Genomic DNA, 18,386 nt, shown 5'->3' with positions numbered 1-18,386 from the left:
CCTGGCCGCCCGCCGCCCCGGCGCTCCGCTCCCGCTGAGCAAGACGGCGGGCCGGACGGGGAATTCCCATTCTCGGGTACGCGGGGGCCGCCGCCACTCAGTGGGATCCGGGCCCGCTCCCGGGACGCCGCTCGGCAGGCTGCGTGCATGGCGCTGAACCGTGACGCATCACCGAGACGCGGGATCTGACCGATGGGCATCGACATCGACGAGGCGCTGTCCGCCGCCCCGGCCCGCAGGACGCTGGCCTGGAACCGCCGCGACGTGCTGCTCTACCACCTGTCACTGGGCGCCGGCCCGGACGCCGACGCCGGCCCGGACGCCGACCCCGAGCTGCGCTACACCTTCGAGCGGGACCTGCGGGTCCTGCCCACCTTCGCCATGGTCGCGGGGCAGGGCGTCTCGTCCGGCGACGGGGGAGTCCCGGCGATGAGCCTGCCCGGCATCGACGTCGATCTGCGCCGCGTCCTGCACGCCGGGCAGGCGCTGACGGTGCACCGTCCGATCCCCGTGGCCGGCGAGGCGACCGTGTCGTCGCGCGTGACGCACGTGTGGGACAAGGGCAAGGCGGCGGTGATCGTGCTGGAGGGCGCCGCGACCGCCCCGTCGGGAGAGCCGCTGTGGACGACCGAGACGCAGATCTGGGCCCGCGGCGAAGGCGGCTTCGGCGGTGAACCGGGGCCGGAATCCACGTGGTCGGTACCTGAGCGGGCGCCTGACCACGTCCTGGAATCGCGGACGACCCCGGGCCAGGCGCTGCTCTACCGCCTCAACGGCGACCTGAACCCGCTGCACGCCGACCCGGAGTTCGCGAAGGCGGCCGGTTTCGAGCGGCCGATCCTGCACGGGCTGGCGTCGTACGGCATCGTCGCCAAGGCCGTCGTGGACGGCGTCCTGGACGGCGACACCGCCCGGCTGCGGAGCATCGGCGCGCGCTTCGCCGGTTCCCTCCATCCGGGCCAGACGATCCGGACCTCGGTGTGGCGCGACGGGAACACGCTGACCCTCTCCGCCGCCTGCCCCGAGCGAGGGGACGCGCCCGTGCTCACCCACGCCGTCGCGCACGTGACCTGACGGCGGACGACGATTTCCAGGAGGGTCCATGGTGCATGAAGTGGAGGCGCGCTGCGCGCCGTTCGCGGGCGAGGTGGCGGAGCCGCCCCGGGTCGCGAGGTACGACGTGAACGCGGCGATGATCCGGAACTGGGTCGAGGCGCACGACGACCTCAACCCTGTGTACGTCGATCCGGAGGCCGCGCGCGCGACCGGCCGCCGCGACGTCGTCTGCCCGCCCGCGATGATCTCGACCTGGGTGATGGCCGGGTACCGCCGCCACCGGGAGATCCACCGGCTCCGGGCGGAGGGCGTCAGCGAGGACTTCGCCTACTCCCGGCTGCTCGCGGTGCTGGACGAGGCCGGTTTCACCTCGGTCGTGGCGACGAACGTGGAGCAGGACTACGTCCGGGAACTGCATCCCGGCGACCACGTGACCGCCCACTTCGCCATCGAGGACGTCTCGCCCGTGAAACGCACCGGGCTCGGCGACGGGGTGTTCATCACGCTGCGCAAACGCTACGTGGACCGGCACGGCGACCTGCTCGTCGAGGAGCGGTTCCGGCTGCTGCGGTTCAACCCGGACACCGTCCACCCCGACACCGAGGAGGGCAGATGAGCGACGCCGTCCGCACCGCCGTCCCCCATCTGATCATCACCCAGGACAACGAGTTCTGGTTCACCGCGGCCCGCGCGGGCCGCCTGGCGATCCAGCGCTGCACCGACTGCGGCACGCTCCGGCACCCGCCCGCCCCCGCCTGCGCCTCCTGCCGGTCCCTGGCCTGGGACAGCGTGGACGCCAGCCGCCGGTGCACGCTGCACAGCTACACCGTCCTGCACCACCCGAAGGACGGCGCGTTCGACTACCCGCTCGCCGTCGGGCTGGTCGACCTGGAGGAGGGCACCCGGCTGGTGGCCGACATCTCCGGCGTCGGCCTCGACGAGCTGAAGATCGGAATGGAGCTGGAGGTGGGGTTCGCCGAGCACGCCCACGGCGAGATCCTGCCCCGGCTGACCCTGCCCGGAGGTGACCGGGCATGACCTTCCCGGACTGCGCGGTCGGCACGGCGCTGCCCGACCTGGACCTCCCGCTGGACCGGACGCTGATCGTCGCGACCGCGATCGCCTCCCAGGACTTCGAGGACGTGCACCACGACCCCGGCAAGGCCGGCGAGCGGGGCACGCCCGACATCTTCATGAGCATCAACTCCACCAACGGCTTCGTCGACCGCTACATCACCGACTGGACCGGTCCAGAAGCCCGGATCACCCGGGTCGCGCTCCGCCTCGGCGTGCCCAACTTCCCGGGCGACACCATGCGCCTGACCGGCGAGGTGACCGGCGTGACCGGCGGCTCGGTGACCGTCCGGGTGACCGGCCGGAACTCGCGCGGGACCCACGTGACCGCCGACGTGGTCGTGGCGCCGATCCAGGACGGCGTGACGCCGATCAAGGGAGGGGACCGATGAGGGACGGCGGATTCTCCGGAGCCGCGGCGATCGCCGGCATCGGGGCCACCGAGTTCTCCAAGAACTCCGGCCGCAGCGAATGGCGGCTCGCGTGCGAGAGCGTCCTCGCCGCCCTGGCGGACGCGCGGATCGGCGTCGAGGAGGTGGACGGGTTCGCGCTGTTCACCATGGAGACCAACCCGGAGATCGCCGTGGCCCGCGCCCTCGGCATCCCGGAGCTGAGGTTCTTCAGCCGGATACCGCACGGCGGCGGAGGCGCCTGCGCCCCCGTGCAGCAGGCGGCCCTGGCCGTCGCGGGCGGCGTCGCCGACGTGGTCGTGGTGTACCGGGCCTTCAACGAGCGGTCCGGGCACCGGTTCGGCGCCGGCCCGCCGCCGTTCGCCTACACCGCGAACACCGACCAGGAGTACCGCAACTGGATCAACCCGTACGGGCTGCTGACCCCGGCGCAGCAGGAGGCGTTCCTGGCCCGGCGCTACATGGAGAAGTACGGCGCCACCAGCGAGGACTTCGGACGGGTCTCGGTGCTGTCCCGCGAGCACGCCGCCCGCAACCCCAAGGCGTGGTTCCACGAGCGTCCGATCACCCTTGAGGACCACCAGAACTCCCGGATGATCGCCGACCCGCTGCGGCTGCTCGACTGCTGCCAGGAGAGCGACGGCGGGCAGGCCCTCGTCATCGTCAGCGCCGAGCGCGCCCGCGACCTGCCGCACCCCCCGGCCGTCATCACCGGCGCGGCCCAGGGCGTCGGCCCGCAGCAGATCTCGATGAGCAGCTACTACCGTCCCGACATCGACGAGATGCCCGAGGTGGAGCTGGTCGCCCGGCAACTCTGGGACCAGGCGGGCATCGGCCCGGACGGCATCGACGCGGCCGTCCTCTACGACGCGTTCACCCCGATGGTGCTGCTCCAGCTGGAGGAGTACGGATTCTGCGGGCGGGGCGAGGCGAAGGACTTCATCGCCGCCGGCGAGGTCGGCCTCGGCGGCCGGCTCCCGATCAACACGCACGGCGGCCAGCTCGGCGAGGGCTACATCCACGGGGTCAACGGCATCGCCGAGGGAGTGCGCCTGATCCGCGGCACGTCCGTCAACCAGCCCGCGAAGGAGATCGGCAACGTGCTCGTCACCGGCGGCTCGCCGGTGCCGCACAGCGCGATCGTCCTCACCGCGGACCGCTGACCCTCGGACCGCCGACCGGCCGCGCCCTGCCGCCGGACGCCGCGCCCCACCACCGGAGACAAGGAGCCACCGTGACCGAACGCATCACCTATGCCCGCGCGACCCACGGGGAGGAGGAGATCCAGGCCGTCGTCGACGTCCTGCGCAGCGGCCCCCAAGGGCTGCGGATCGGCAAGAACGTCGCGGAGCTGGAAACCCGGATCCCCGCGCTGTCGGGCAAGCGGTACGGGGTCATGTGCAACTCCGGCTCGTCCGCGCTGTACCTGGCCGTCGAGCTGCTCGGCCTGCCCCGGGGCAGCGAGGTGATCACCTCGCCGCTGACGTTCTCCACCGACGTCGCGCCCCTGGTCCGCGCCGGCCTGGTCCCGGTCTTCGCCGACGTCGAGCCGGACACCTACAACGTGGACCCCGGCGGGATCGAGGCGCTGGTCACCGACCGGACCCGGGCCGTGCTGTTCCCGAACCTGGGCGGCAACGCGCCGGACTGGGACGCGATCCGCGCGATCGCCGACCGGCACGGCCTCAAGGTGATCGAGGACTGCTGCGACGCCCTCGGGCCGAAGCTGCGCGGCACGCCAACCGGCGCGCGCGCCGACATCAGCGTCACCAGCTTCTCGATGGCGCACATCATCACCTGCGCGGGCACCGGCGGGATGGTGATGGTCGACGACGAGGAGTCGCGGGACCGCGCGCTGCTGCTGCGCCGCTGGGGCCGCCGCTCCGAGCCGAACCTGTTCGGCGGCGGCGCCGGCCGGGCGTTCCGCGAGGACCTCGACGGCGTCGAGTACGACAACGACTTCATCTTCGACCTGCTGCCGTGGAACTTCGAGCCGTCCGAGCTCGGCGCGGCGTACGGCGTCGTCCAGCTCGGCAGGCTCGAGGCGAACCACAAGCGCCGCCGCGAGATCTTCGACGCCTACACCGCCGCCTACGCCGCATACCCCGCCTTCTTCACCCCGCCGCGGCAGACCGCGGGCCTCGACACCGCCTGGCTCTGCTACCCCGTGATGGTCGACGCGGACGCCCCGTTCTCCCGCGGCGACCTGCAGGAGGCGATGGAGGCCGACGGGATCGACACCCGGACCGTCTGGAGCGGCAACATCACCCGCCATCCCATGATGGCCGGCGTCGAGCACCGCGTCCCCGACGGGGGGCTGCCCGTCGCCGACGCGGTGTTCGAACGCGGCATGACCCTCGGCATGAGCCACGGGCTGACCGACGAGCACGTCACCCGCATCGTCGAGTCGATCCACCGCTTCGCGAGCGCCCGGTGAGCCGGTCCGCGGGCCGCACGAGCCCAGTGATCATCGACGCGGTCCGCACGCCGTTCGGGAAGCGCGCGGGATGGCTCTCGGGGCTGCACGCCGCCGAGCTGCTCGGGCTCGTCCAGCGCGGCGTCCTCGACCGCGCCGGGGTCGAGCCCGCGCTCGCCGAGCAGGTCGTCGGCGGGTGCGTGACGCCGGCGGGCGAGCAGTTCGGCAACGTCACCCGCACCTCGTGGATGCACGCGGGCCTGCCCCCGCGCACCGGGGCGACCACGATCGACGCCCAGTGCGGCACCGCCCAGCAGGCGGTGCAGCTCCTGGCCGGGCAGATCGCGATGGGCGCGCTGGACGTCGGCGTCGCCTGCGGGGTCGAGGTGATGTCGAGCGTCCCGCTGGCCGTCGCCGGCGAGATCAAGCTCGGCAAGGGCTCGCCCCGGCCCGCGACCTGGAGCATCGACCAGCCGGACCAGTACACCGCGGCGGACCGCATCGCCGCCGTCCACGGCATCGCCCGCGAGGAGATCGACGCCTTCGGGCTGCGCTCCCAGCAACGCGCGCGGGCGGCCTGGGCGGCCGGGGCGCTCGACCGCCAGGTCATTCCGGTCGAGGCGCCGGACGGCGAGGGCGGCGGCGCGCTCGTCACCCGCGACCAGGGGCTGCGGGAGACGAGCATGGAGGCGCTGGGCGGGCTGCGGCCGACCGTCCCCGACGGGCTGCACACCGCCGGGACGTCCTCCCAGGTCTCCGACGGGGCGAGCGCCGCGCTGCTGATGTCGGCCGAGCGGGCCCGCGAGCTCGGGGCGGCGCCGCGGGCGCGGCTGCTCGCCCAGTGCGTGGTCGGGGGGAGCACCGAGCTGCTGCTCGACGGCCCCGTCCCGGCCGCCCGCAGGCTCTTCGAGCGGACCGGCATGACGACGGCCGACATCGACCTGTTCGAGGTCAACGAGGCGTTCGCGTCCATCCCCATGGCCTTCGCGCGGGAGCTGGACGTGCCCGCGGACCGGCTGAACGTCAACGGCGGCGCGATCGCGATCGGCCACCCGGCCGGCGCGACCGGCATCCGGCTGCTGGCCACGGCCGTCGACGAGCTGGAGCGCCGCGACGCGCACACCGCGATGATCGCGATCTGCGCGGCGGCCGCCACCACCTGCCTGATTCTCGAACGACTCTGACGAGGAACCCCATGCCGCTTCCCATCGAGGACGAGCACCGCGCCCTCGCCGACTCCGCCGCGGCCTTCGCCCGGCGCCACGCGCCGATGGCGGCGACCCGGGACGACCTCGCCGGCCTGGGGGCGGGCAAGCGCCCCCGGCACTGGGACGCGCTCGTCCGGCAGGGGCTGCACGCGGTGCACCTGCCCGAGGAGCACGGCGGCGCGGGCGCCGGGCTCATGGAGCTGGCCGTCGTGACCGAGCAGCTCGGCCGGGCGCTGGTTCCGGGCCCGTTCCTGCCGACCGCGATCGCCGGCGCCGTCGTGGCCGCGTCCGCGGCGTCGGCGGCCCGGGACCGGCTGCTCGCGGCCTACGCCGGCGGCGCCACCGGGGCCCTGGTCACCACGTCCGGGCTGGTCGCGACGCGGGAGGCGGACGGCTGGCGGGTGGACGGCGCCTGCCTGCCGGTGCTCGGCCTGCCCGGAGCCGAGGAGATCGTGGTCCGGGCCGCCGTCGCGGGCGACGCCCGCCGCACGCTGTGGTTCCGGCTCGCCCCGGCGGAGACGGCCGTCGTACACGCGGACGAGGGGACCGACCTGACCCGGCCGGTCGGACGCCTGGAACTGGCGGATCACCGGGTGTCGGACGACGACGTCCTGAAACCGCCGGACCAGTCGCGCGCCGACCTGATCGTCACCACGGTCCTCGCCGCCGAGGCGGCCGGGATCGCCTCGTGGTGCCTGGCCGCCGCCGTCGAGTACGTCCGGGCCCGCGAGCAGTTCGGCCGGCCGGTGGGCGCCTTCCAGGCCGTCCAGCACAAGGCGGCCCTGATGCTCGTCCGCGCCGAGACGGCCTGCGCCGCCGCCTGGGACGCGGCACGCGCCGAGCACCAGCCGGACGACCAGCGGCGGCTGGCCGCCGCCGCGGCCGCGGTGACGGCCCTGCCCGCCGGGATCGACGCGGCCTTCGAGTGCGTCATGCTGCACGGAGGCATCGGCTTCACCTGGGAACACGACGCGCACCTGTACTGGCGCCGCGCGCTCAGCATCGCCTCGTCGGCCGGCGCCGAGGAGGAATGGGCCCGCCGGCTCGGCGCCGCCGCCCTCACCGGCGCCCGGGACTTCACGTTCGTCGACGAGGACGCGTTCCCCGAACTGCGGGCCGGCGTGCGGCGCGTCCTCGACGAGGTCGAGGCCCTGCCCGCCGCCCCCGGGGAGAACGAGCGCTTCGCCGTGCGCGGCGGGCCGCGCCGGGCGCGCCTGGCCGAGGCCGGGCTGGTGGCGCCGCACTACCCGCCGCCGTACGGCCTGGCCGCCGGTCCCGGCGAGCAGTCCGTGATCGCGGAGGAGTTCGCGCGGCGCGGCATCTCGCAGCCCACGACCGTCATCGGCGAATGGGTGCTCCCCACGATCCTGGAGCACGGCACGCCCGAGCAGCGGGAGCGCTTCGTCCAGCCGACGCTGCGCGGCGAGGTCGTGTGGTGCCAGCTGTTCAGCGAACCGGGCGCGGGCTCGGACCTGGCGGCGCTGACCACCCGGGCGGGACGGGTCCCCGGCGGCTGGTCGATCACGGGCCAGAAGGTGTGGACGTCCGGGGCGCACGAGGCCGACTGGGGCGTCTGCCTCGCCCGCACCGACCCGGACGCGCCCAAGCACGGCGGCCTGTCGTACTTCCTGGTCGACATGAGGACGCCCGGCGTCGACGTCCGCCCGCTGAAGCAGGCGACCGGCCGCTCGGAGTTCAACGAGGTCTTCCTCGACGACGTTTTCGTCCCCGACGAGTGCCTCGTCTCCGAGCCCGGCCACGGATGGAGGCTCGCCACGACGACGCTGTCCAACGAGCGGCTGAGCATGGGCGGCATGCTGACCCACGGCTCCGCCGGGACCGTCCGCGCGCTGATCGAGCGGGGCGACCACGCGGCCTCCCGCGAGGAGGCCGTGCGCGTGCTGGGCCGCAACACCGCCCGCGAGACGGCGCTGTCGGCCCTCGCCCTCCGCGGCGCCCTGGCCCGGCTGTCCGGCCGCGACCTCGGCGCCGAGACCAGCGTGCAGAAGGTGTTCAGCGCGATCGCCCAGCGGGACGGATCCCGCGCGCTGATCTCCCTGCTCGGACCGGCCGGGACCGTCTCCGCCGGCGGCTACGCCATCGACCACATCGGTCTCCCGTCCGTCCTGTTCGGCGGCGGGACGATCGAGATCCAGCTCAACGTCATCGCGCGGCGGGTCCTCGGGCTGCCGCGCCAGGACACCTGAAGGAGCGGCCAGTGCATCCCGACCTGTCGGCGGATTCCAAGCGGCTGCGCGCCGAGCTGCGCGCCTACTTCGCCGAGATCATCACCGCCGAGGACCGGCGCGACCTCGCCGACCAGACCGAGGGCGGCCCGACCTTCAGCCGGATCCTGCGGCGCATGGGCGAGGACGGCTGGCTCGGACTCGGCTTTCCGGCGGAGTACGGCGGACGCGGCGAGGACCCCGAGGCGCTCTACGTGTTCTACGACGAGGTGATCCGCGCCGGCGCGCCGCTGTCGCTCGTCACCCTGAACACCGTCGCCCCTTCGCTGCTGAAGCACGGCACGCGCGAGCAGAAGGACTACTTCCTGCCCAGGATCCTCGCGGGCGAGCTGATCTTCGCCATCGGCTACACCGAGCCGGGCGCCGGGACCGACCTCGCCTCGCTCCAGACCCGCGCCCGCATCGAGGGCGACGAGCTCGTCATCGACGGCAACAAGATCTTCACCAGCGCGGCGATCTTCGCCGACTGGGTGTGGCTCGCGGTGCGCACCGACCCCGGCGCGCCCCGGCACCAGGGGATCTCCGTCGTCCTGGTCCCCACGGACACGCCGGGGTTCGCCGCCACCGAGATCAGGACCGTCGGCGGCATCAGCACGGCCGCGACGTACTACGAGGACGTCCGCGTGCCGCTGACGAACCTGGTCGGCGAGCTGAACCAGGGCTGGCACCTGATCACCGACCAGCTCAACCACGAGCGCGTCGCCCTCGCCGCCCGCGGCGGCATCGCCAACGAGCTGTTCGACGAGGTCCTCGCCTGGGCCAGGCGGGAGCGGCTCGGCGACGGCACCGTCTACGACCTGCCGTGGGTGCGGCAGGCGCTGGCCGAGGTGTACGCGCTGCTCAGCGCCGCCGAGCTGTTCAGCCTCCGCCTGGTGGCGGACGTCGCGGCGAACACGCTCGGCGGCGGGGACTCGGCGGCCGCCAAGATCTTCGGCACCGAGGCGGTGGTGACCGCCTACGGCAGGCTCCAGGAGGTGCTCGGCGCCGCCGGCCTGCTGCGGCCCGGCACGCCCGGCGCCGCGCTGGAGGGCCGGGTGGAGTCCCTCGGACGCCGGGCGCAGAACAACACCTTCGGCGGCGGCACCAACGAGGTGATGCGCGAGATCGTCGCGTCCAGGAGCCTCGGCATGACGCTCGCGGCGCGCCGCCGTTCCGAGCCGAAGACCACTTCCGCAAGGAGCTGACATGGAGTTCGACCTGGACGGCGACCTCGCCGCCGCGCACGACCTGGCGGGCGAGATCTTCGCCGACCTCGCGACCCTGGACCGCGTCGTGGCGGCCGAGAACGACCACGGCGGCTTCGACCGCGCCCTGTGGAAGACGCTCGCGGGCGCCGGTCTCCTCGGCATCGCGCTGCCCGAGGAGGCGGGCGGCGCCGGCCTCGGCATGCTCGGCCTGGCGACCGTGCTGGAGCAGCAGGGCCGGCAGGTCGCGCCGGTCCCGGTATGGCCCGTGGTCACCGCCGCCCTGACGATCGCCCGGTTCGGCACGCCGGAACAAGCCCGTGCCTGGCTGCCCCACGTCCTGGACGGATCACTGCTGATCACCCCGGAGCTGGAGGAGAGCACGGGCGACGCGGGACTGGCGGGAACGCGCACCGCCACCGGACTGTCGCTCACGGGAGAGCTCCTCTCCGTCCCCGCCGCGCGGGAGGCCGGCGCCCTCCTCGTCCCGGCCCGGCTGGACGACGGAACGACCGTGATGGCGATCGTGCCCACCGGCGGCGCGGGCCTCGCCCTGACCGGACTCGCGGCCACCAGCAGGGAGAGCCGCGCCTCCGTCCGCTGCGACGGCGTCGCCGTCGAGACCGCGAACCTGCTGCCGGCGGACGGGGCCGAGGTCCTCTCTTGGGCCCGCCGCCGTGCCCGGGTGGCCCTCTCGGCGCTGCAGGCGGGGGTCTGCGCGCAGGCCCTGCGGGTCACGGCGGAGTACACGTCCCAGCGCGAGCAGTTCGGCCGCCCCCTCTCGACGAACCAGGCGGTCGCGGTGCGCGCCGCCGACGCCCACCTGGACACCGAGGCGATCCGGCTGACCACCCGGCGGGCGGCGTGGCTCATGGACACCGGAGAGGAGGACGCCGCCGAAACCGCGGCGCTGGTCGCGAAATGGTGGGCGTCGCGGGCGGGACTGCGGGTCGTCCACGCCACCCAGCACCTGCACGGCGGCATCGGCGCCGACGTCGACTACCCCGTCCACCGCTACTTCCTGTGGGGACGGCAGATCGCCTTCTCCCTGGGCGCCGCCGACGCCACGGCCGCCGCCCTCGGCGACCGCCTGGACCGCGCCGCCCCCATCGGAGCCCCGGCCTGACCTGGCCTGAGTGATGAATTAATCACACTCGGTAGTCAGACGAGTTTCGGGGTATGGCGATGGCGGCCCCCCACGCAGACCGGCTGGCTGTATCAGGGAGGTTCCAGTGCCCGCTGACGGCGGCAATGACAAGCAGCGGCAGCTCGATCACTACCGGGTGCAGGAGGACGGCACCCGCTACACGACCGACCAGGGGATCGGGGTCGAGGACACCGACAACTCGCTCAAGGTGGGGGACCGGGGCCCGACCCTGCTGGAGGACTTCCACCTCCGCGAGAAGATCACCCGGTTCGACCATGAGCGGATCCCCGAGCGGGTGGTGCACGCCCGCGGGTCGGGGGCCTACGGCGAGTTCCAGGTCTACGAGTCGCTGTCGGAGCTGACCTGCGCCGACTTCCTGTCCGACCCGTCGCTGGTGACGCCGACGTTCGTGCGGTTCTCCACGGTCGCGGGGGAGCGCGGGTCGAGCGACACGGTGCGCGACGTCCGCGGGTTCGCGACCAAGTTCTACACGCGGCACGGCAACTACGACCTGGTCGGCAACAACTTCCCGGTGTTCCCGATCCAGGACGGCGTCAAGTTCCTCGACTTCGTCCACTCGGTCAAGCCGGAGCCGCGCAACCAGATCCCGCAGGCGCAGTCCGCGCACGACACCCTGTGGGACTTCGTGCAACTGCAGCCCGAGACCATGCACTTCATCATGTGGCTGATGTCGGACCGCTCGATCCCGCGCAGCTACCGGATGATGCAGGGATTCGGCGTCCACACCTTCCGGTTCGTCAACGCCCAGGGCAAGGGCACGTTCGTGAAGTTCCACTGGCGGCCGAAGCTGGGCACCTACTCGCTGGTGTGGGACGAGGTGCTGCGCGTCCAGGGCAACGACCCCGACTTCAACCGGCGCGACCTGTGGGACGCCATCGAACGCGGCGACTTCCCCGAGTACGAGCTGTGCGTCCAGCTCGTCGCCGAACAGGACGAGCACAGGTTCGACTTCGACCTGCTGGACTCGTCCAAGATCATTCCGGAGGAGGAGGTGCCGCTGCGTCCGATCGGCCGGATGGTCCTCAACCGGAACCCGCGCAACTTCTTCGCCGAGACCGAGCAGGTCGCGTTCTGCACCGCCAACATCGTGGCCGGCATCGACTTCACCAACGACCCGCTGCTGCAGGCCCGCAACTTCTCCTACCTCGACACGCAGATCACGCGGCTCGGCGGCCCCAACCACCAGCAGATCCCCATCAACCGGCCCATCGCGCCCGTGCACAACGACCAGCGCGACGGCTTCCACCAGCACATGATCCACGACAGCGACACCGCCTACTCCAAGAACTCCATCAGCGGCGGCTGCCCGGCGACCGCGGCCGACACCGGGAACATGGAGGGGGTGTTCCGGCACTACCAGGAACAGGTGTCGGGAGAGGTGATCCGCCGCCGCAGCCCGAGTTTCGACGACCACTACAGCCAGGCCACGCTGTTCTGGAACAGCATGGCCGGCTGGGAGAAGACCCACATCGTCAACGCGTTCCTGTTCGAGCTCGGCCACGTGGAGCGCCGCTACATCAAGGAGAAGGTCGTCGAGCGCCTGGTCAACGTGGACGGCGACCTCGCGCGGCAGGTCGCGCGGGGACTCGGCTTCCCTCCGCCCGAGGCGACCGTCCCCAACCACGGCCGCTCGTCCCCGGCGCTCAGCATGGACGACCAGCCCAGATCGGTCGCCACCCGCAAGATCGCGGTGCTGGTCGGCGACCGGAGCGACGCCGACGCCGTGCGGCCGGTGCTGGAGGCCCTGCGCGTCCGGGGCGCGATCTGCGACGTCGTCGCCCCGCACGAGGGCACGGCGGCGACGTTCGAGGTCGACAAGCAGCTCAGCGCGGCCACGTCGGTGCTCTACGACGCGGTGCTGGCCGCCGGCGGGCAGGACCTCGTCCCCGACGGGTATGCGGTCCACTTCGTCCGGGAGGCGTTCAAGCACGGCAAGGCCATCGGCGTCCTGCCCGGCGCCGAAGCGCTGCTGGAGGCCGCGAACCTGCCGGGACGCCAAGGCGTGGTCGACGCCGCCGCCGGCGACGACTTCGCCGAGCGGTTCACCGACGCCGTCGCCGCCCACCGCCACTGGGACCGCGACCTCGCCGCCTTCCCCGCCTAACGGCACCCGCCCGTCCGGGCACGCCACCCCGCCATGACGCAGAGGAGTAATCAGATCACGCTGGGTAGCAGGCAGGTGGGGTGTCCGTGATCAGAAGGAGAGAACATGTCCGAAAGCAGCTTCAGCATCGATGTGGAGGCGATCCGCGAGCGCGCCCGTTCCAAGATGGACGCCGGACCCGTGACGAGTACCTACGGGCGGGACGTCGGCAAGGTCATCGAGGTTCTCAACGACGTCCTCGCCACCGAGCTCGTGTGCTGGATGCGCTACACCCAGAACGCCATCGCCTGCTCCGGCATCGACAGCGCCCAGGTCGCCGAGGGTTTCCACGAGCACGGGAAGGAGGAGCGCCACCACGCGATGCGGATCGCCGAGCGGATCAGCCAGCTCGGCGGCGACCCGGACTTCGATCCCGAGACCCTCACACGGCGTTCGCACACGCCGTACACGACGTACGCCGACACCGACCTCACCGCGATGCTCAAGGAGAACCTGTTCGCCGAGCGCATCGTCATCCAGTCCTACCAGGACATCATCCGCTGGCTCGGCTACGCCGACCCGACCAGCCGCCGCATCATGGAGAGCATCCTGGCCGAAGAAGAGGACCACGCCGACGACCTGACCGACCTGCTGGGCATCTGACCCGTCCACCTGGGCTCCGGGCGTCAGCACGGCCCGTCGTCGGTCCAGACGTCCTGGGCGTTGTCGCCGGGCACGTCACCCCGCGTCCACCATCTGGCGGTCCAGGTGTGGTCGTTGTACGACACCTGCTGACCGCCGGCGTATGCCGCCGAGGCGTCCCACGCGAGCGCGGAGCACGCCCCCGGGTCGCCGGTGTCCCACGGCACCTGGCTCGATCGATAGAAGTCGATGCCCATGACCTGCCACCGCGGTCCCTGCGCCGCCAGCCGCTGCCGGAAGGCGCTCCAGTTGTGGGTGGACTGCGGCGACCAGCCGAGCTCGGCGATGGCCGCCAGCCGGGGGAACGCCATGAACTCGATGTCGTCGATGTTCTGCAGAGTCTCCGACCACAGCGGCGCCTCGACGCCGAACACCTGAGATTCGCTCACGCCGGTCAGGTACGCGCCTGGATTCCACTCGTAGGCGGTCTGCACCTCGATGAAGCCCGCCCAGCTCAGCCCGAGACGGGTGCTGGAGTTGTATTTCATGTCGAGGTAGGCCTTGTTGGCGGGTGACATGAGGATCTTGTTGCCGCGACGCGCCGCCGCCTGGACCCCCGCGTGCGACGTCCCCGTCTGCCAATACTGCGGTACGGCCGAGGTGGGCGGGGTCGCGTCGACGATGTCGTGCCAGCCCATCGCCGTCTTTCCCTGCTGCTGGACGAGCGGCAGCACCTTGTTGAGGAACGTGACGTAGTCCTGCTGGGACGTGGAGTTGGCCTCGTCGCCGCCGATGTGGAGGTAGGGGCCGGGGGTGAGCGCCGCGACCTCGCGGATGACGTCGGCGACGAACCGGTAGGTCACGTCCTTGCCGATGCACAGCGAGCTGTAGCCGACCTCGATGTCGGTGCGGCGCGGCGGCGCGACGTTGTTGCAGTTGAGCTCCGCGTACGAGGCCAGCGCCGCGTTGGTGTGGCCGGGCATGTCGATCTCGGGGACGACGGTGATGTGGCGGCTCTGCGCGTAGGCGACGATGTCCCGGTACTGGTCCTGGGTGTAGTACCCGCCCGGGGTGCCGCCGACTTCGAGCTCGCCGCCGTACGTCGCCAGCCGAGGCCAGCTGTTGATCTGTATCCGCCAGCCCTGGTCGTCGGTCAGATGCAGATGCAGATGGTTGATCTTGTACAGGGAGATCTCGTCCACGTACCGCTTGACCTCGTCGACGGTGAAGAAATGCCGGGCGACATCGAGGTGGGCGCCGCGATAGGCGTACCGCGGATGGTCGACGATGCGGCCGCCCGGGACCACCCACGGACCCGGTTGCGTGCTGGTGCTCTCGACCGCGGCCGGGAGAAGCTGCCGCAGCGTCTGCACGCCCGCGAACAGTCCGGCGGGCTGATTCGCCCGGATCACCACCGCGGACGTCGTGACGTCCAGCTGATAGCCCTGGTTGCCCACGGTCGGGTCGGCACCGGTGAGCAGCAGCGATATGCCGTCGGTGGGCGCGGAGGGCGCGGTCTTGACCGGCAGCGGGTAGCCGGTCGATCGCCGCAGGAGGGCGGCGAGATAGTCGCCCACCCCGGCCGAACCGGCCTGGACATAGATCGCCGTTTCGCTCGTGATCGCGTGGTCGGCGCCCGTGGCCGGCTCGGTCTTGACCGGCACCGGAACGACGTCCTGCATGCTCGCGACCCGGGCGGCGGGCGCCTGCTGCACGCCCGCACGCACCGCCGGCCCCGCACTGGCCACTGGCAGCACCACCAAAGAGAGGATGACCAAGAGCTGCTTGGAGCGCGATCGCGCGCGCGGAAGCCGGACGGAGTTCATCGGAGCGGACCCTTCAGCGGCGGGGAATTGAAAGGTTTGTTGCCAGTTAGAACGCTTCCCGCCCCGCTGTCAAGGGGTGCCCTGAAACCCACCGAGTCCGCCGAAGCCGCGCACCGATCGGTGCTGAGACGCGTCCCACGGTCGCCGTGGAACGGTGGCAGGTGCTGTGACCTGGAGGTGTGTGGTGGGCGATACTGGGATTGAACCAGTGGCCTCTACCGTGTCAAGGTAGCGCTCTCCCACTGAGCTAATCGCCCTTGCGAGGTGGAGACGGGATTTGAACCCGTGTAGACGGCTTTGCAGGCCGTTGCCTCGCCTCTCGGCCACTCCACCAGAAGGAGACCTTCTGGTCATAGCCTGAAAGGCCCCTCAGAGCGGAAGACGGGATTTGAACCCGCGACCCTCACCTTGGCAAGGTGATGCTCTACCCCTGAGCCACTTCCGCTTGCGCCTCGCGGCGACGGGGAAAACCTTAGCGCGTCCTCGGCGGTTCCCCAAACCGGTTTCGCGGGCGGACGCTTCGACGTGCGGCGAAAGGCGGGTCGCCTAGAGTCGGGGCATGGGCTCGGAGCATGTCCTGAGTGCGGACTTCGCGCCGGTCGCGGCGCTGCTGGCGGACCGGGCGCGGGCGGCGATGCTGACCGCGCTGCTGGAGGGGCGGCCGCTCGCGGCGGGGGAGCTGGCGCGGGCGGCGGGCGTCGGCGCGCCGACGGCGAGCGCGCATCTGGCGCGGCTGCTGGACGGCGGGTTCGTGACGGTGGTCAAGCAGGGGCGGCACAGGTACTACCGGCTGCGGGGCGGCGAGGTCGCGGAGGTGATCGAGGCGCTGTCGCGGATCAGCCCGCCGGTCGAGGTGCGGAGCCTGCGGCAGTCGCGGGACGCGCGGCGGCTGCACGAGGCGCGGACGTGCTACGACCATCTGGCCGGGGCGGCGGGCGTCGCGCTGTTCGCCGCGCTGGTGGGCGGCGGGCTCATCGAGGCCGTGGACGATGAGTCGTTCGAGGTGACGGAGAAGGGCGCGGAGCGGTTCGGGGCGTTGGGCCTGGACCTGGCGGCGTTGCGGAAGGCGCGGCGCAGGTTCGCGTGGCAGTGCCTGGACTGGACGGAGCGCCGCCCCCATCTGAACGGGGCGCTGGGAGCGGCTTTGACGGCGCGGATGATCGAGCTGGGCTGGTTCGAGCGGGGGACGACGCGCCGGGCCCTGGTCGTGACGGAGAAGGGCCTGGCGGGGCTGGCCGATTCGTTCGGGTGTGTGCTGCCGTGAATTTCGCTTATGCGGGGGGTCTGCTGGCGACGGGGCTTGTCGATGTGACGAGTGACCTGGGGGCGCTGGATTCGCAGGGCTGGTGGGCCGTGGTCGTCACCTATGAGGGGGAGGCCACGTGTGCCCGGTTCGAGAGTGTGGAGGCGGCTGAGCATCCGGGGGGTGTGTGGGCGCGGCCGGGGGAGTGGAGCAGTTCGCTTGATCGGGGTGCCTATATGGCGGGCGTCCAGAGGATTCGGGACGCTATCGCTGATGGTGTCGTCTACCAGGCCAACCTGTGCCGGGTGCTTTCGGCGGAGCTGCCTGGCGAGTCGAGCATCGCCGGGCTGGGAGCGAGGCTCGCCAGCGGGAATCCGGCGCCCTACGCGATGACGGTGAAGGTGCCCGGCCTGGAGGTCGCGTCCGCTTCGCCCGAGCTGTACCTGTCCCGGGACGGGGACGTCGTCGAGTCCCGTCCGATCAAGGGGACGGCGAAGACCGTGGACGGGCTGACCGCCAAGGACGACGCCGAGAACGTGATGATCGTCGACCTCGTCCGGAACGATCTGGGCCGGGTCGCGGAGGTCGGCTCGGTGGAGGTGCCGGGGCTGTGCGAGGTGGAGGAGCATCCGGGGCTCGTCCATCTGGTGTCGACCGTCCGGGCGCGGATGGCCGGGGGAGGGTGGCCGGAGCTGATCGCCGCGACGTTTCCTCCGGGTTCGGTCACGGGCGCGCCGAAGGCGAGCGCGCTCGACCTGCTGGAGGTGCTCGAACCGGTGCCGCGCGGCCCGTACTGTGGGGCCATCGGCTGGGTGGACGCGGACTCCAGGCGCGGCGCCCTCGCGGTCGGGATCCGGAGTTTCTGGGCGGAGGGCGGCCTGCTCCGGTTCGGCACCGGCGCGGGCATCACGTGGGGGTCCGATCCGCTTCGCGAATGGCGCGAGACCGAGCTGAAGGCGGCTCGGCTTTTGGAGGTGGCTTCCGGTGACGGCGCAGGGTCCGATCTGGCTGAACGGGGAACTCGTCGACCTTGAGCGCGCGACGGTGTCGGTCTTCGACCACGGCATGCTGGTGGGCGACGGGGTCTTCGAGACGGTGAAGGCGACGGACGGGGAGCCGTTCGCGCTGACCCGGCATCTGCGGCGGCTGGCCCGGTCCGCGGCCGGCCTCGGCCTGCCCGAGCCCGACCACGACGCCCTCGCCCAGGGGACCCTCGAAGTGCTGGCGGCGGCGCCGAAGTGGCCGCTGGGCCGCGTCCGCATCACCTACACCAGCGGCCCGGGGCCGCTCGGGTCGGCGCGCGGCGACGCGGGGCCGACGGTGTCGATCATCGCGGCGCCGCAGACCCCGTTCCCGGCGACGGCGGACGTGACGGTCGTGCCGTGGACGCGCAACGAGCGCGGCGCGCTGTCCGGGCTCAAGACCACGTCCTACGCGGAGAACGCGCTGGCCCTCGCCTACGCCAGGGAGCGCGGCGGCGGCGAGGCGATCTTCGGCAACACGGCGGGGAACCTGTGCGAGGGGACGGGCACGAACGTCTTCGTCGTCCTCGGCGGGCGGCTCGTCACGCCGCCGCTCGCGTCCGGCTGCCTGGCGGGGGTGACGCGCGCGCTGACGCTGGAGTGGTGCGGCGGCGAGGAGGAGGACGTCGCGCTGGACGACCTGTACCGCGCGGACGAGGCGTTCCTGACGTCCACGACCCGGGACGTCCAGCCGATCCGCGCCGTGGACGGGACGGTCCTGCCCGCCGCGCCTGGCCCGATCACCGCGAAGGCCATGGCCGCGTTCGCCGCCCGTTCCGCCGAGCTCATGGACCCTTAACCAAGACGC

Annotated in this window: 16 protein-coding genes and 3 tRNA genes; 15 read left to right on the top strand and 4 right to left on the bottom strand. The window is 72.3% G+C overall.

Features of this window, described 5'->3' with window-relative positions; translation table 11 throughout:
- The first annotated feature begins 192 nt into the window (after positions 1–192).
- From ACH35V_RS13450 to ACH35V_RS13395, 12 genes are all read left to right on the top strand, one after another.
- The gene (locus ACH35V_RS13450; RefSeq protein ID WP_395972369.1) at positions 193–1,074 is read left to right on the top strand and encodes a MaoC/PaaZ C-terminal domain-containing protein; all 882 of its coding nucleotides are present in this window, start codon (positions 193–195) and stop codon (positions 1,072–1,074) included.
- Between the two features lie 28 nt (positions 1,075–1,102).
- Complete coding sequence (locus ACH35V_RS13445; protein ID WP_395972368.1) at positions 1,103–1,672, top strand: MaoC family dehydratase N-terminal domain-containing protein; 570 nt, start codon at positions 1,103–1,105, stop codon at positions 1,670–1,672.
- On the top strand, positions 1,669–2,094 hold the full coding sequence (locus ACH35V_RS13440; protein ID WP_395972366.1) for a Zn-ribbon domain-containing OB-fold protein: 426 nt from the start codon (positions 1,669–1,671) through the stop codon (positions 2,092–2,094). Before ACH35V_RS13445 ends, ACH35V_RS13440 begins: the two co-directional genes overlap by 4 nt.
- Entirely contained in the window at positions 2,091–2,522 is a 432-nt protein-coding gene (locus ACH35V_RS13435; RefSeq protein WP_395972365.1) for a hypothetical protein, read from the top strand. The genes ACH35V_RS13440 and ACH35V_RS13435 overlap by 4 nt, the downstream gene beginning before the upstream one ends.
- The gene (locus ACH35V_RS13430; RefSeq protein ID WP_395972363.1) at positions 2,519–3,703 is read left to right on the top strand and encodes a lipid-transfer protein; all 1,185 of its coding nucleotides are present in this window, start codon (positions 2,519–2,521) and stop codon (positions 3,701–3,703) included. The genes ACH35V_RS13435 and ACH35V_RS13430 overlap by 4 nt, the downstream gene beginning before the upstream one ends.
- A gap of 71 nt (positions 3,704–3,774) precedes the next feature.
- Positions 3,775–4,977 (top strand): DegT/DnrJ/EryC1/StrS family aminotransferase, encoded by a 1,203-nt coding sequence (locus tag ACH35V_RS13425; protein ID WP_395972362.1) that lies wholly within the window; start codon positions 3,775–3,777, stop codon positions 4,975–4,977.
- Positions 4,978–5,003: 26 nt separating this feature from the next.
- A complete protein-coding gene (locus ACH35V_RS13420; protein WP_395972361.1) occupies positions 5,004–6,140 on the top strand; it encodes a steroid 3-ketoacyl-CoA thiolase in 1,137 nt (378 codons plus the stop codon).
- A gap of 11 nt (positions 6,141–6,151) precedes the next feature.
- On the top strand, positions 6,152–8,371 hold the full coding sequence (locus tag ACH35V_RS13415; RefSeq protein WP_395972360.1) for an acyl-CoA dehydrogenase family protein: 2,220 nt from the start codon (positions 6,152–6,154) through the stop codon (positions 8,369–8,371).
- Positions 8,372–8,382: 11 nt separating this feature from the next.
- Positions 8,383–9,594 (top strand): acyl-CoA dehydrogenase family protein, encoded by a 1,212-nt coding sequence (locus ACH35V_RS13410; RefSeq protein WP_395972359.1) that lies wholly within the window; start codon positions 8,383–8,385, stop codon positions 9,592–9,594.
- A gap of 1 nt (position 9,595) precedes the next feature.
- A complete protein-coding gene (locus ACH35V_RS13405; protein ID WP_395972358.1) occupies positions 9,596–10,720 on the top strand; it encodes an acyl-CoA dehydrogenase family protein in 1,125 nt (374 codons plus the stop codon).
- Positions 10,721–10,826: 106 nt separating this feature from the next.
- Complete coding sequence (locus ACH35V_RS13400) at positions 10,827–12,866, top strand: catalase (RefSeq protein ID WP_395972357.1); 2,040 nt, start codon at positions 10,827–10,829, stop codon at positions 12,864–12,866.
- A gap of 105 nt (positions 12,867–12,971) precedes the next feature.
- On the top strand, positions 12,972–13,508 hold the full coding sequence (locus ACH35V_RS13395; protein ID WP_395972356.1) for a bacterioferritin: 537 nt from the start codon (positions 12,972–12,974) through the stop codon (positions 13,506–13,508).
- Between the two features lie 23 nt (positions 13,509–13,531).
- Here ACH35V_RS13395 and ACH35V_RS13390 read toward each other — a convergent pair whose 3' ends face one another.
- The 4 genes from ACH35V_RS13390 to ACH35V_RS13375 form a co-directional block, all read right to left on the bottom strand.
- Positions 13,532–15,247 carry a family 20 glycosylhydrolase gene (locus tag ACH35V_RS13390; RefSeq protein WP_395972355.1) on the bottom strand — a complete coding sequence of 572 codons (1,716 nt, stop codon included), beginning with the start codon at positions 15,245–15,247 and terminating at the stop codon, positions 13,532–13,534.
- 248 nt (positions 15,248–15,495) lie between these two features.
- Positions 15,496–15,570, bottom strand: a tRNA-Val gene (locus ACH35V_RS13385).
- Positions 15,571–15,575: 5 nt separating this feature from the next.
- Positions 15,576–15,646, bottom strand: a tRNA-Cys gene (locus ACH35V_RS13380).
- Positions 15,647–15,686: 40 nt separating this feature from the next.
- Positions 15,687–15,758, bottom strand: a tRNA-Gly gene (locus tag ACH35V_RS13375).
- A 114-nt stretch (positions 15,759–15,872) separates the two neighbouring features.
- On the opposite strand from ACH35V_RS13375, the gene ACH35V_RS13370 reads away from it, so the two are divergent.
- The 3 genes from ACH35V_RS13370 (at position 15,873) to ACH35V_RS13360 (ending at position 18,377) form a co-directional block, all read left to right on the top strand.
- Positions 15,873–16,577 (top strand): winged helix-turn-helix domain-containing protein, encoded by a 705-nt coding sequence (locus ACH35V_RS13370; protein WP_395972354.1) that lies wholly within the window; start codon positions 15,873–15,875, stop codon positions 16,575–16,577.
- A 215-nt stretch (positions 16,578–16,792) separates the two neighbouring features.
- Positions 16,793–17,590: a chorismate-binding protein gene (locus ACH35V_RS13365; protein ID WP_395972353.1), complete on the top strand. Its 798-nt coding sequence runs from the start codon at positions 16,793–16,795 to the stop codon at positions 17,588–17,590.
- Complete coding sequence (locus ACH35V_RS13360) at positions 17,541–18,377, top strand: aminotransferase class IV (RefSeq protein WP_395972352.1); 837 nt, start codon at positions 17,541–17,543, stop codon at positions 18,375–18,377. The genes ACH35V_RS13365 and ACH35V_RS13360 overlap by 50 nt, the downstream gene beginning before the upstream one ends.
- Positions 18,378–18,386: the final 9 nt, after the last annotated feature.

The organism is Actinomadura sp. 1N219, from assembly GCF_044326405.1.
In the GTDB taxonomy this organism is placed as follows: Bacteria; Actinomycetota; Actinomycetes; order Streptosporangiales; family Streptosporangiaceae; genus Spirillospora.
This window is presented reverse-complemented; position numbering and strand designations above follow the sequence as displayed.

Coding starts and splice junctions, on each gene's coding strand:
- ACH35V_RS13450 (WP_395972369.1), top strand. CDS start 193: ATGGGCATCGACATCGACGAGGCGCTGTCCGCCGCCCCGGCCCGCAGG.
- ACH35V_RS13445 (WP_395972368.1), top strand. CDS start 1,103: ATGGTGCATGAAGTGGAGGCGCGCTGCGCGCCGTTCGCGGGCGAGGTG.
- ACH35V_RS13440 (WP_395972366.1), top strand. CDS start 1,669: ATGAGCGACGCCGTCCGCACCGCCGTCCCCCATCTGATCATCACCCAG.
- ACH35V_RS13435 (WP_395972365.1), top strand. CDS start 2,091: ATGACCTTCCCGGACTGCGCGGTCGGCACGGCGCTGCCCGACCTGGAC.
- ACH35V_RS13430 (WP_395972363.1), top strand. CDS start 2,519: ATGAGGGACGGCGGATTCTCCGGAGCCGCGGCGATCGCCGGCATCGGG.
- ACH35V_RS13415 (WP_395972360.1), top strand. CDS start 6,152: ATGCCGCTTCCCATCGAGGACGAGCACCGCGCCCTCGCCGACTCCGCC.
- ACH35V_RS13405 (WP_395972358.1), top strand. CDS start 9,596: ATGGAGTTCGACCTGGACGGCGACCTCGCCGCCGCGCACGACCTGGCG.
- ACH35V_RS13395 (WP_395972356.1), top strand. CDS start 12,972: ATGTCCGAAAGCAGCTTCAGCATCGATGTGGAGGCGATCCGCGAGCGC.
- ACH35V_RS13370 (WP_395972354.1), top strand. CDS start 15,873: ATGGGCTCGGAGCATGTCCTGAGTGCGGACTTCGCGCCGGTCGCGGCG.
- ACH35V_RS13365 (WP_395972353.1), top strand. CDS start 16,793: ATGGCGGGCGTCCAGAGGATTCGGGACGCTATCGCTGATGGTGTCGTC.